The sequence below is a fragment of the Sporomusa sp. genome (genome assembly GCF_035561255.1).
GTDB lineage: Bacteria > Bacillota > Negativicutes > Sporomusales > Sporomusaceae > Sporomusa.
In genome coordinates this window covers 1-12,895 of sequence record NZ_DATMXX010000010.1, presented here as the reverse complement: position 1 = coordinate 12,895, position 12,895 = coordinate 1, and the positions used below count along the sequence as shown (strand labels likewise).

Genomic DNA, 12,895 nt, shown 5'->3' with positions numbered 1-12,895 from the left:
CATATATACCGGTAGGACTTTGGCCCTATTTATAAAACTTAAGCAGATTTTTAGAGGAATTTTGCGTATTATGTAGAAATATGCATAATATTAAAGATCTCAAGTACCGTTAATAACAATATGAATGTATCTAAAATCAACAGGAGGGCAGCAATGCTTAACTCACTTTTAAAATCAACACAGGTTTCGATATTGGAAAAAGCGTTGGGCGCAGCCTCACTTCGCCATAAAGTAATCAGTAACAATATCGCGAATGTAAATACCCCGGAATTTAAAAAAAGCGAAGTAAGTTTTGAGGATCAATTGGAATTGGCATTGAGTACTGACAGTAAGCCGCTTGCCCGGACTCACGAACGCCACATGCCTCTAAAATCAGGGATGATGGACATCAAACCTACTGTTAACACAATTACTACTACCTCACTACGAAATGATGGCAATAATGTAGATATAGACAGTGAGATGGCCAACCTGTCCAAAAATTCTATGTATTATGATGCTATTGCTCAACAACTGAGTAAATATTTTTCGGGAATTAAGTCTGCGATTAATGAAGGGAGACGCTAATTATGGGATTGTTCAGGGCTATTGATGCTGCCGCTTCGGGCATGACAGCCGAGCGCCTGCGTATGGATGTTATCTCTAATAATATAGCCAATGCTAATACTACCCGAACAGCTGATGGCGGTGCCTATCATCGACAAATGGTAGTATTTGAACCACGTTCTGGTCAGGCCTCTTTTAGTCAGATGCTTTCCCGTCAAGTTGATGCAGGCGATGGTGTGCGGGTAACCGGTATTATTAAAGACAATGCTCCGCTTAAACTTATGTATGATCCGAATCATCCGGATGCTAACCGCGAGGGATATGTAGAAATGCCAAATGTGAATATTGTCACTGAAATGGTTGATATGATTACTGCTTCAAGAGCTTACGAGGCTAACGTAGCGGCGGTCAACGCAGCTAAAAGCATGGCTGCCAAGGCTTTGGATATAGGAAGATAGGAGAATAGACATGAAAATTGAAGCTTTAAAAATGTTGCCTGTGAAGGGTACGCTAACCGGAACAAGTGCGGTTGACAGCTCCCAACAGCCAGAAAAGGCTTTTGGTGAATACTTGAAAGATGCGTTAACGAGCGTTAATAATCTGCAGGGCGAATCTCGGCAGGCATCACTAAATCTTGCTGCAGGTAAAATTGAGGACGTAGCTGAGGTAACAATTGCCGCTGAAAAAGCATCGATTGCGCTGCAACTTACAATGCAGGTTCGCAATAAGGTTGTCGACGCTTATCAGGAAGTAATGAGGATGCAGGTGTAATGCTGAACTGAAAACGGGCCCGCATTACCGAGAATACCTTTTGTCTAATATATTTATTGAGTTACTTTTCCTTAACTGAAAGGGTGGAGACATGGCTGACTTGAAAGAACAGTCTCTGCGCCTTTGGCAAAATATGAATAATAAACACAGGTACATTATTCTTGGTACAGCCGCATGCATATTTTTAGCTATTCTGTCTTGGAGCTACTGGTGGGGCGGCCGCCCTGATAATGTGCCTTTATTTACTACTCTTGAGGCCGAAGATGCAGGTAAAGTTACTGCGAAGTTAAAAGAAATGAAAGTTCCTTATGAAGTTCAAACTGGCAGTAATGGCACTGTAGTTTTAGTGCCATCCAAAGATGTACACAAACTTCGGCTTGATTTAGCCAGCCAGGGTTTGCCAAGGGGAAACAAAGGGTTTGAAATATTTGAACAGAATAAATTTGGTGCAACTGAGTTCCAAAATAAGGTTCAGTTATTGCAGGCTATCCAAGGGGAACTCACCCGGACGATTGAGCAGATGGAAGAAGTGGAAAAAGCCAGGGTTCATATTGTCATGTCTGAAGACAGCCTCTATAAAAAAAGCGAGAAGCCTGCTACGGCCTCTATTATGCTTAAGCTTAAACCATCAACCAAATTATCACCACAACAGGTTAAAGGCATTGTTAACCTGGTGGGTCATAGTGTTCAAGGCTTGAAGCCGGAGAACATTACTGTTGTTGATAATCTTGCCCGGGTTTTGAACGATCAGTCGGAAGAAGCACAGATGGCAGGCACGACGACTTTGACTCAGTTTGAAATGACAAAGAAGGTTCAAGACGATCTGCAAAAAAATGTTCAATCTTTACTTGATCAGACACTGGGAATAGGTAAAGCAGCTGCCAGAGTCAATGTTGAACTCAATTTTGATCAACGTACTATGGACAGGCAGACTTTCGAACCTGTTGTCGATGATAAAGGTATCATCCGCAGTTCTCAGGAAGTGAACGAAAATTATACAGGCAACTCGGGTGCCCCGGGCGGTGTTCCCGGCACTACCTCTAACATTCCAGGGTATGTAACCAGCAATAATTCTCAATCCAATTATGAGAAAAAAGAAGTAACACGTAACTATGAAATAAATGAAACCAAAGAAAAAGTGGTAAGTACCCCAGGGTCTATTAAAAGGGTAACTGTGGCTGTTCTTGTTGATGCGGCAGTGCCTAAGCCTCAACAGGATAGCCTGAGTAAAACAGTAGCCAGTGCGATTGGAATTAACCCCTCTCGCGGCGATAGTGTCGCTGTAGAAAGTATTCAATTCAGCACTGAACTGGCAGATAAGCAGCGAAAAGATGAAGAAGAAAATACTAAACAACAACAACAGGCGCTTATGGTTAAAGTGGGACTTATCATTATTGCTATTATAGCCATACTTTATTTGATTCGAAGGCGTATTCAACGTCGTGAACAAGAAGCTGAGTTTGTCGAGGCCCTTGCTATTCAGCCGCAGCCTCTTGCTGATGTTGAGGCACAGGCTGCGATTCAGGAACTGACTGCTCAGGAAAAAGAACGGGCCGAACAACGAAGTACTGTTGAGAAATATGCAAAATCGCGACCTGAAGATGTTGCTCAGCTGATCAAGACTTGGCTGGCAGAAGAATAGTGGGAGGGGTCTAGGCCATGTACCAGTCAAACGAATTGACAGGCAAACAAAAAGCAGCAATTTTATTAATCGCTTTAGGTCCAGATATCTCGGCCCAAATACTAAAACACATGCGTGAAGACGAAATAGAAAAGTTAACGCTGGAAATTGCTAATCAACGCAAATTATCCCAAGAACAAAAAGATAAAGTACTAACTGAATTTCATCAAATGTGTTTAGCTAAGGAATATATTAGCAATGGTGGTTTGGATTATGCCCGCGAAGTATTGGAAAAGGCATTAGGAGCAGAAAAAGCGGTATCAATTATTAACCGCCTGACTACAAGTCTCCAAATACGGCCTTTTGATTTTGCCCGCAAAACTGATCCAAGTCAATTACTTAACTTCATTCAGAATGAACACCCACAAACCATTGCACTAATTATGGCATATCTTCAACCTGAACAGTCAGCAGCCATTGTTTCGGCATTAGCGCCTGAACGGCAGGTAGATGTTGCCCGGCGTATTGCGACAATGGACCGTACATCACCAGATGTTATCCGCGATGTTGAAAGAATCTTAGAGCGCAAACTGTCATCACTGGTAACTCAGGACTTTACAGCGGCTGGTGGCGTTGATTCGATAGTCGAGATTCTTAATCGGGTTGACAGGACTACTGAGCGCACAATTATTGAGAATATGGAAGTGCAGAATCCTGAACTGGCAGAGGAAATTAAGAAACGGATGTTTGTCTTTGAGGATATTGTGCTGCTTGATGACAGATCACTTCAGCTTGTACTTAGAGAGATTGACAACAAAGACTTGGCATTGGCGCTCAAAGCAACGTCAGGTGAAGTTGCTAATAAAATTTACAAGAACATTTCTAAACGTGCTGCTGAGATGCTCCGAGAAGAGATTGAATACATGGGACCAGTCCGTATAAGAGATGTTGAAGAATCTCAACAAAAAATTGTTAATAATATTCGTCGTCTTGAAGAATCAGGCGAGATTGTTGTTTCGCGTGGTAAAGGAGACGAAATCATTGTCTAAGATTCTAAAAAGTGTACTATTTGAAAGAACTGCGCCTGTGATTATTAAATATCGGCCAGCACCTGAACCGGTGCTTGAAGTGGTACCGGAGCTGCCTGCAGAACCAGATATCTGCCTGGATGACGTGCGTGCCGAGGCTGAAAGTATTATTGCGCAAGCCCATGTTACAGCTGACCAATATCTAGCTGATGCTAAAATCCAAGCCCAGGAATTTGCTCGTGAGGCCCGGGAAGAAGGGCATAGCCAAGGTTACCAGGCAGGTTTTGATGAAGGGCATCAGGCGGCACTTGCTGATATGCAGCAAACAATGCAGCTAAGCCTTGAAAAAGCTGACCGTATTATAAAAGTGGCAGAGCAAGAGGCCTATCACCTGATGATTGATGCTGAACGGCAAGTCGTTGAGATTGCCCTGGCCGTAGCTGGCAAAGTACTGGCGCGGGAGCTTGAAGAAAACCCCGCAACGATACTCCCGATAGTAAAAGAAGCTTTAGGGAAAGTTCGTGATCAGGATCATATTGTTATAAGAGTTAACCCTGAAGATTATGAGATGGTATTAATGGCCAAACGGGATTTGCAGCTTATGGTAGGAAGAGAACATGCTGTTAATGTATGTGCTGACCATATTGTTCCTGGGGGAGGTTGTGTGATTGACACTGCTTTGGGGACTGTTGACGCTAAGTTGGATACAAAACTGGAAATGGTTCACAAAGCCATTCGAGAAACATTGCCATGAGCATATTTAATTCTACTAAATACTTATCAGCTATTTATGGTACAGATACGATGAAGCTTAATGGCAAAATTACTCAGATTATTGGCTTGGTTATTGAGTCTCAGGGACCTAATGTAAATCTGGGAGAATTATGTTATATCCATCCCCGCAATCAAAGTGAACCAATTCCTGCTGAGGTTGTGGGTTTTAGAGAAAACCGTGTTCTTTTGATGCCAGTTGGTGAAATGCAGGGGATTGGACCAGGCTGTGAAGTGGTTTCTGCCCATAGAATGCTTAAAGTCAATGTTGGACGCCAGCTTTTGGGCCGGGTTTTGGATGGGCTGGGTAATCCAATTGACGGTAAAGGGCCGCTTATTAGCAATACTCAATATCCTCTTAGTGCTATGCCGCCGCCGCCATTGACCCGCCGGCGAATTGCAGAAAAGCTTGCTGTGGGTGTTCGTTCAATCGACAGTGTCTTAACCCTGGGGCGTGGACAACGGATAGGCATAATGGCTGGCAGTGGTGTTGGTAAAAGTACCTTGCTTGGAATGATTGCCCGCAACACAGAAGCTGATATTAGCGTAATTGCTCTTATTGGGGAGCGGGGAAGAGAAGTGAGGGAGTTTATTGAACGTGATTTAGGGGAAGAAGGGCTAAAACGTTCGGTTGTGGTTGTTGCTACCTCTGATCAACCGGCCTTGGTCAGGCTCAAGGGAGCTATGACAGCTACCGCGATTGCTGAATATTTTCGTGATCAGAGTATGGATGTTATGCTTATGATGGACTCTGTGACCCGGTTTGCTATGGCCCAGCGTGAAGTCGGTTTGACGGTTGGTGAACCTCCGGCTACCAGGGGATATACCCCCTCAGTATTTGCTATGTTGCCTAAATTGCTCGAACGTTCAGGGACTGGTGACCGGGGATCAATAACCGGAATTTATACGGTGCTTGTTGATGGCGATGATATGAATGAACCAATTGCAGATGCTGTTCGTAGTATTTTGGATGGTCATATCGTTTTATCCCGTAATCTAGCAGCACAAAACCATTATCCGGCTATTGATGTATTAGCTAGTGTTAGCCGGGTCATGCTGGAAATTGCTGAAAAAGAGCATGTGCAGTGTGCTCAACGTTTACGAAGTCTGCTTGCTACATATCGTGAGGCTGAAGACTTAATCAATATTGGCGCATATGCCCGTGGCAGCAACGCTAATATTGACAAGGCAATCGAAGTTATTGATGGTATAAAAAGTTTCCTTCAACAAGATGTGTATGAGAATACTCCGGTATTGGAAACAATTGAACGACTCAAGCGGCTTGTTGCGTAAAGATAGTAAGGATGGTCGGACATGAAAAAATTCCGGTTCCGTCTTGATACATTATTAAAATTTCGTAAAATGCAGGAAGAACAGGCTCAAATCAAGCTTGCTGAGGCAACTACGCGTTTAAACAAGGAGCATGAACAGTTAGGGATATTTCAAAATCAACTAGCGTCTAATCTTACATTGCTCAGCCAAAAGCAGTCTTCAGGCAGTTCAACTATTGAAACTCTTAAGACATTTAGCTATTACATCGATAAGATTAAGAGACTAATTAGTGAGCAAAAAATACAGGTAGCTAAAGCAGCCGGATATCAGCAGGAATGCCTTACAGAGCTTGAGGGTGCAATTCAGCAAAGGAAGCTTGTTAGTAACCTGCAAAAAAAGTGTTTAGACCAATATAATGAAGAATTACTGCAGGAAGAACAAAAGATTCTTGATGAGCTTGGAACGCAGGCTTTTGTGCGTAGCAAAGAGAGGGGACTAAAGTGATACAAAGTGTAAATCAGGTTATTCAACGGATAGCTGAGATCCAACAGCGCTTTTCGCCGGCAGATCAGGGAAAGGCAGTAACCGGTGAATTTGCCGGGGCACTCAGTACGGCAATTGGCCAGCCACAAGACGTTTCATCAACCCGGCCGAATGCAAAGCAGGGTGACATTGCAAAAATGATTCACCTGGCGGCTGCTAAACATGGTGTTGATCCTAAGCTGGCCATGGCCGTAGCCGAGGCTGAATCCGGGTTAACAGCTGAGGCTGTTTCACCTGTTGGTGCTATAGGTGTGATGCAGCTAATGCCGGAAACTGCCCGTTCACTAGGGGTACGTAATATTAACGACCCACGTGAGAATATTGATGGTGGTGTCCGTTATCTTAAACAGATGCTTACTATGTTTGCCGGTGATGTTACTAAAGCTGTAGCTGCCTATAATGCCGGGCCACAGGCAGTAAAGAACTATAACGGTGTTCCTCCGTACAGTGAAACACGCAACTATGTGGCCAGGGTATTATCGCTGGCTAAGTAGAGGAGCCTATGACTAATTATGGCTGAAAAACAAAAAAAACCTGTTGCAAATCCTAAACAGTTGCCTCAGTCTAACTCAGGTATTGGGCTTAAATTTATGGCCATTATCGTAACGTTATTAATTTTAATCACTATGGGTTTTGCTGCAGGGGTTTATTTAAAGCTTATTGATGTAGAAAAATTAGCTAGTGATATGAATTTAGCCCAATATCCGGTGATTGGCAGTTACTTTCCAAAGACTAACTTTGAAACTGTGGAACTTGCCGAAGAGGGGACGTCCGTACAGGATGAGGTCCAGGTTAAACCCAATCGGGCTGAGACGCAGCAATCAAATGATCTCTCCGCTGTGCCTCGGGTAATTAACCCGAACCTGATAACCAAAGAGGATTTAGAAAAACAGGCTAAGCTTATGCAACAGGATGAAAATAAGCGCATCTCGAAACTTTCCCGTTTGTATGGTAGTATGAAACCTGGTGAAGCCACAGCCATTATGAAAGACCTTGATGATCCTACTGTCCTGGCAATTTTTAGTAAAATGGAAGATGAGCAGGTGGCTAAGATACTGGCATTGTTTGATTCAAAACGTGCAGCCAGTCTTACTCAGGATATGCTTAAAGGCCGGGCTCAATTGCCAAATCTTTAACATAAATGAAAACTATGAAAGGAGGTGATAAAATGAATCCAGCTCAGAATATGCTGCCTGCCCAACCAGCGGCAAAGCCGGCAGTGTCAGGCAAAAATACTGCAGCCAGATCTAACAGTCAGCAAAAGTCGTTTAGTGATACCCTTAGCGGATCAGTCGCTAAATCAGACAAAGCGCTGGCCGCGGAAAAAGATCTCCCAAACACCAATGATAATAAGCAGGTTAGCAACTCTATGCTGCCCGGCGGCATACCAAACCCTGTTAAGAAAAACGGCAATATGGCTAACAGCCAAACGCTGGCAAAACCTGTCGGGGAGCCGGAGGCGGAGCAAACAGACAGCGAGCAGACGGATCTGGCGCAGCTTGGACAGAGTGCGATGGCTATAAATAATACCGATCTATTTTCTCAGATCCTCTTAGTCGCTCCAGGCGCCTATCAGTTGCCTGCAGCCATTGCTGAGCCTGCTCTCACGACAGAATTGACAGATGCCGCTGCCGCTGCCGGTGTAACCGGCGTCAGTCAAACAACGGCAGCAGGTTTGTCAGTCCCGGTATTGCCAGCTCAACCGGCAAAGCAACCAATGGTGACTACTGCTGCCGAAGAGACTTTGGGTGATGCGGTTAGTTTAAGCAATCAGAACCTGGATGTAATGCCGGCCAGCGTGCAGTCTGCCCAGGTGCAGCAGCCGGTTAACCTAGTACTTGCCGGACTAATCAATAAGCAAGAGCCTGCCGCAGACCCGGCAGCCCCTGCAGCAGCAGATCTTGCTCAGCCCGAAGTGCCGCAGATAGCACTTGCAGGCCAAAATAAAGATGCAGTGAGGGCAACAGAGCAAAAAACTGCAGAAGTACTCAATGATGCTGAACAACAGCCAGTACTTCCCGTTACTGCTGTGACTTCCCCTGGGAAGACTTCCAATCAGAATGCTGGTGAGGGAAAAAAAGAAAGTTTAGCAGACTCAGCTTTATTTGAACAGGCATTATCTACGCAAAATGTGAAAGCTAATCCGAATACAGAAGCCTTGCCGCATCTCTTCATGCACGGGTTGGAAACCGCATTGTCTAAAAATGATGCTCTTGCGGGTAATGTTGCGGACGGTAAGCTGCCAAACGGCCCGGCGACTGATATTTATCAGGTTGTCGACCAGATTGTTGAGCAATCCCGGGTTGTTACCAAACTGCAAAACACGGAAATGGTCATAAAACTGAAACCGGAACATCTGGGTGAGCTTACCCTGAAAGTAGTTGTCGAGAACGGGGCAATTAATGCCAGTTTCCATTCCAACAATCCCGAAGTACGCAGTATCATTGAAGCGTCCCTGCCCCAGCTTAAACAGGATTTAGCCAATAATGGCCTAAAAGTGGAGAATGTGGGTGTTTATGCCGGCTTAAGCCAGTTTTTACCCAATCATGACCAGGAGCGCAATTCACGTCAGCAATTCGTTAAACTTACTAACAAAAAAAATGCCGGCGAGTTTGTCGAGGCGATTGTGGCGGAGACGGAAGCCGGGAAAATGAATGGCACCGGTGGCCTGGCAGGTGTTGATTATCGTATTTAAAGGAGGTTTCTTACATGGATGTATATGGTGTTGGCAGTAAAACCACAACAAACAGTGCCGATGCTACCCGCAAGAAAAACGATGATCTTGGCAAAAATGATTTTCTGAAACTGCTGACTGTACAGCTTAGATATCAGGACCCGATGAACCCCATGGAGGATAAGGAATTTATCGCTCAGATGGCCCAGTTTTCCAGCCTGGAGCAGATGCAAAATATGAATTCATCAATGGCTATGTCGCAGGCTAGTGGTTTAATAGGCATGCAGGTAAACTGGCTTGATGGCAATGCTGAGGAGTGGACTGGGACCGTTGAGTCTGTGCGGTTGATTGAAGGGCAGCCTAAACTGATTATTGGTGATATGGCTCTTGATTTGAGCCAGGTAGTCTCTGTGCAAGTACCTAAAAGTACCACCGCCTAATGTCCGACAACCGAATTTATAGCCCCTATCAGCCGCTCAATCCTGCAGTTTCGCCCAGTAACCCCGCCGCATCACCCGGTGGATTAAACCCGAACAAGATAACTGCCGGCCCTAGTTTCAACCAGATTCTGGAACAGGAAATCGCTGGTGTGAAATTCTCCCAGCATGCTCTGCAGCGTTTAAACAGCCGGAAGATTCAGCTTGATAGCAGTCAGCTCAGCAAGCTCAACCAGGCGGTTGATAAGGCAGCGCAAAAAGGCGCTAAAGAATCTTTGATTCTCATGAGTGATAATCTGGCGTTTGTTGTCAGTGTCAAGAATAAAACGGTTATTACCGCTATTGATGGCGCCAGCATTAAAGACAATGTATTTACCAACATTGACAGTGCCGTAATTATTTGAGGGCTGGACCTCTTAAGGAAGCCCGCGGCTGCTGACTGATTGAAGCAGCCCTGTCCATACTTATTTATTTGGGAGGTTGTGTTTACTATGATGCGTTCGTTATTTGCCGGTGTATCCGGTCTGAAAAATCATCAGACCCGCATGGATGTAATTGGCAACAATATTGCTAACGTTAATACCGTGGGTTTTAAAGCCAGCCGGGTAACTTTTCAGGATATGTTAAGCCAAACCATCCAGGGGGCTTCTTCAGCCACCGCCACTAAAGGCGGTACCAACCCGATGCAGATTGGCATGGGGATGAGTTTAGCCAGTATTGATACAATCTTTACGGACGGCAGTCCGCAGCCGACCGGCAAACAGACCGACTTATCCATCTCCGGCCAGGGATTTTTCGTTTTGAGTGACGGCCAGAACCAGGTATATACCCGGGCCGGGGCTTTTGATTTTGACACAGAAGGTAATTTTATCGTGCCTGGCAGTGGCTATAAGGTAATGGGTTGGAAAGCCGATGCTAACGGGGTTATTGACAGTAAGCAGGATCCGGCCGGCATTCAGGTCCCTGTTGGCAAGTCGATGGCAGCCCAGGTATCAAGCAAGATTACCTATACAAATAACTTATCGGCTGGGGCCAAAGCAATCGGCACACCGGCTGAGCAAGCAAATGCTGATGCTGCCAAAGTAGCTGCTGATGCTGCTAAAGTTATCGCCGATAATAATAAGGTTGCTGCCGATGCCGCCAAAACCGCTGCCGACACTGCCAAAACCACTGCCGATGCTGCCAAGGCTGCTATAGATGCCGCTAAACTCGCGATGACGGCTGCGAAAAATGCGGCAGATGCTTTAGTTGCAGGGACAGGAACACAAGCCGCAGTTGTTGCGGCTGTAGCCGCCGCTGTAAGCGCTGCTCAAGCCGCAGTAACGGCATCGTCGCCGGCGACATTAGGTTTAGCAACAACTGCAAAAAATGATGCCGATGCATTAAAAACTGAAACAGACGGTTTGGTTGCCGCAACCGCAACGCCAGCTGATGTAGTTGCTGCCGCTGTTACCGCCGAAGGCTCTATAACAAGTGCCGCATCAGTTGCAGCCAGTGAAGCAAGTACTGCTGCCATTAACGCCACCACTGCCGCCACTGCGGCTACCGCCGCCGCCGCCAATGCCGCAACAGCAGCCACTACCGCCACCAAAGCCGCACAGGATGTTTTAGATGCGTATGGCATTTCTTCATCAGTTCCAACCTCAATTACTGTATATGACGTACAGGGAAATCCTTATAGTGTAAAAGGTACTTTTATGAAAACTGGTGATAATACCTGGAGCTTTACACCTAACGGTACAGTGGAGGATTCAGGGGTAATTGTAGCCAATATTACGACTACACCCTCCACTATCAGATTTAAGGCAGATGGCTCCTATGATCAGACAAGTACCATCAATACAATGACCATTAATCCTGCCGGCGGACCCTATGCCGGGGCCGGGGCTTTTACCGTGACCCCTGATTTTTCCGCCCTGACCCAGTATGGCGGGGAATCGTCAGCCAAGGCCACCGGCAAGGACGGGTATGCCTCGGGAACGCTGAAGACAGTGACAATTGATCCGTCCGGCGTTATTATCGGCACCTTCACCAATGGTGAGAACCAGACGCTTGCCCAGGTTGCGCTGGCGGTATTTAATAATCCCGGCGGCCTCAATAAAGCGGGCGACAGTCTGTTTTCCCAGTCCAACAACTCTGGTGAACCCCAGATTGGCTCCAGTGAAACCGGCGGCCGGGGAAAATTTACCCCCGGATCATTAGAGATGTCTAATGTTGACCTGGCACAGGAGTTCAGTGAGATGATTGTTACCCAGCGTGGTTTCCAGGCCAATTCCAAGATTATTACTACATCTGATGAAATGTTGCAGGAATTAGCCAACCTCAAACGATAGGCAATTGTAAGGCAGCGGGGGGGAGTACCTCCCCCTATGCTGTCTATTTTTTCCCGGCGGCAAGGTTAACTTTCTGCTGGATCAGGGCCACCGCGGGATGCTGTTTTTGCCGAAGGCTCGGCACAAGCCGTGTTTTCTTTTAGAATAGTAATTAGGGGGGGGGATAGGTGTGATAAAGGTAACCAAATTAAAATCTCAGGGCTGTGATTTTGTTGTAAATGCCGAACTGATTGAGACGATTGAAGAAACTCCTGATACAATGATAACCTTAACCAGCGGCAAGAAACTGATTGTGGAAGAGTCAATGGATGAAATTGTCCGTAAGGTAATGGAGTACCGCCGCTCTTTATTTAGAAACACACGCTAGTCAATGGCAGGTCGATTTGAAAAGTAATACCTGCTGCGATTAACAAATACGCTGTAATGGAGGTGTGCCAGTGGCTGAAGAGGAAAAACCGAAAAAAATGTCGATGATGGTTATTATCATACTCATTGTGGTTGGCTTAATTTTAGCCGGTGGTATTTCGTACTTGATTGCTACCAGAGTTGTGGCTGATAAAACGACAGACAAAAAGATTTCCCAGCGTGACCCTGGACAATTTATCAAGCTTGGCGACGCTAAAGAAGGTCTTATTCTCAACATCGGCGGGGTAAATAGTGGCCGTTATCTTAAAATTGGTCTAATTGTAGAGTTAAAACCAGATAAGAACGCAACTCCTAAAGAGGGGAAACTGCCTTCACCTGAAGAAATTAGGATATTAGATACAGCTGTCTATGCCCTGAGGTCACAAAAAATTGAAGACTTCGATCCTGTTAAACAAGACCAGTTAAAAGAGATGCTAAAAAATGAAATCAATAAAACACTTGGTGAAGAACGGGTTTATGATATCTATATAACC

The 12,895-nt window shown here is 45.4% G+C and carries 16 protein-coding genes; all 16 read left to right on the top strand.

Annotated features, from left to right (window positions below; translation table 11 throughout):
• The first annotated feature begins 153 nt into the window (after window positions 1-153).
• Entirely contained in the window at window positions 154-567 is a 414-nt protein-coding gene (gene flgB, locus VN379_RS00645; RefSeq protein ID WP_325529752.1) for a flagellar basal body rod protein FlgB, read from the top strand.
• A 2-nt stretch (window positions 568-569) separates the two neighbouring features.
• A complete protein-coding gene (flgC, locus tag VN379_RS00640) occupies window positions 570-1,004 on the top strand; it encodes a flagellar basal body rod protein FlgC (RefSeq protein WP_325529750.1) in 435 nt (144 codons plus the stop codon).
• Between the two features lie 10 nt (window positions 1,005-1,014).
• The gene (gene fliE, locus VN379_RS00635; RefSeq protein ID WP_325529748.1) at window positions 1,015-1,317 is read left to right on the top strand and encodes a flagellar hook-basal body complex protein FliE; all 303 of its coding nucleotides are present in this window, start codon (window positions 1,015-1,017) and stop codon (window positions 1,315-1,317) included.
• A 91-nt stretch (window positions 1,318-1,408) separates the two neighbouring features.
• Entirely contained in the window at window positions 1,409-2,959 is a 1,551-nt protein-coding gene (gene fliF, locus VN379_RS00630) for a flagellar basal-body MS-ring/collar protein FliF (RefSeq protein ID WP_325529746.1), read from the top strand.
• A 17-nt stretch (window positions 2,960-2,976) separates the two neighbouring features.
• Window positions 2,977-3,987 carry a flagellar motor switch protein FliG gene (gene fliG, locus VN379_RS00625; RefSeq protein ID WP_325529745.1) on the top strand — a complete coding sequence of 337 codons (1,011 nt, stop codon included), beginning with the start codon at window positions 2,977-2,979 and terminating at the stop codon, window positions 3,985-3,987.
• Window positions 3,980-4,720 (top strand): FliH/SctL family protein, encoded by a 741-nt coding sequence (locus tag VN379_RS00620; RefSeq protein WP_325529743.1) that lies wholly within the window; start codon window positions 3,980-3,982, stop codon window positions 4,718-4,720. The genes fliG and VN379_RS00620 overlap by 8 nt, the downstream gene beginning before the upstream one ends.
• Window positions 4,717-6,030: a flagellar protein export ATPase FliI gene (gene fliI, locus VN379_RS00615; RefSeq protein ID WP_325529741.1), complete on the top strand. Its 1,314-nt coding sequence runs from the start codon at window positions 4,717-4,719 to the stop codon at window positions 6,028-6,030. Before VN379_RS00620 ends, fliI begins: the two co-directional genes overlap by 4 nt.
• Window positions 6,031-6,051: 21 nt before the next feature.
• Window positions 6,052-6,513 carry a flagellar export protein FliJ gene (gene fliJ, locus VN379_RS00610; RefSeq protein ID WP_325529739.1) on the top strand — a complete coding sequence of 154 codons (462 nt, stop codon included), beginning with the start codon at window positions 6,052-6,054 and terminating at the stop codon, window positions 6,511-6,513.
• Window positions 6,513-7,046: a lytic transglycosylase domain-containing protein gene (locus VN379_RS00605; protein ID WP_325529756.1), complete on the top strand. Its 534-nt coding sequence runs from the start codon at window positions 6,513-6,515 to the stop codon at window positions 7,044-7,046. Before fliJ ends, VN379_RS00605 begins: the two co-directional genes overlap by 1 nt.
• Before the next feature lie 18 nt (window positions 7,047-7,064).
• Entirely contained in the window at window positions 7,065-7,688 is a 624-nt protein-coding gene (locus VN379_RS00600; RefSeq protein ID WP_325529737.1) for a magnesium transporter MgtE, read from the top strand.
• Window positions 7,689-7,720: 32 nt separating this feature from the next.
• The gene (locus VN379_RS00595; protein WP_325529735.1) at window positions 7,721-9,247 is read left to right on the top strand and encodes a flagellar hook-length control protein FliK; all 1,527 of its coding nucleotides are present in this window, start codon (window positions 7,721-7,723) and stop codon (window positions 9,245-9,247) included.
• Window positions 9,248-9,261: 14 nt separating this feature from the next.
• Window positions 9,262-9,666 (top strand): flagellar hook capping FlgD N-terminal domain-containing protein, encoded by a 405-nt coding sequence (locus tag VN379_RS00590; protein ID WP_325529733.1) that lies wholly within the window; start codon window positions 9,262-9,264, stop codon window positions 9,664-9,666.
• Window positions 9,666-10,067, top strand: a complete 402-nt coding sequence (locus VN379_RS00585) for a TIGR02530 family flagellar biosynthesis protein (RefSeq protein ID WP_325529731.1) — start codon at window positions 9,666-9,668, stop codon at window positions 10,065-10,067. Before VN379_RS00590 ends, VN379_RS00585 begins: the two co-directional genes overlap by 1 nt.
• Before the next feature lie 87 nt (window positions 10,068-10,154).
• Window positions 10,155-11,996 carry a flagellar hook protein FlgE gene (locus VN379_RS00580; RefSeq protein ID WP_325529729.1) on the top strand — a complete coding sequence of 614 codons (1,842 nt, stop codon included), beginning with the start codon at window positions 10,155-10,157 and terminating at the stop codon, window positions 11,994-11,996.
• 169 nt (window positions 11,997-12,165) lie between these two features.
• Entirely contained in the window at window positions 12,166-12,363 is a 198-nt protein-coding gene (locus VN379_RS00575; protein ID WP_144350100.1) for a flagellar FlbD family protein, read from the top strand.
• A 70-nt stretch (window positions 12,364-12,433) separates the two neighbouring features.
• On the top strand, window positions 12,434-12,895 hold a 462-nt coding region (locus tag VN379_RS00570; protein WP_422663614.1), incomplete at its 3' end, for a flagellar basal body-associated FliL family protein.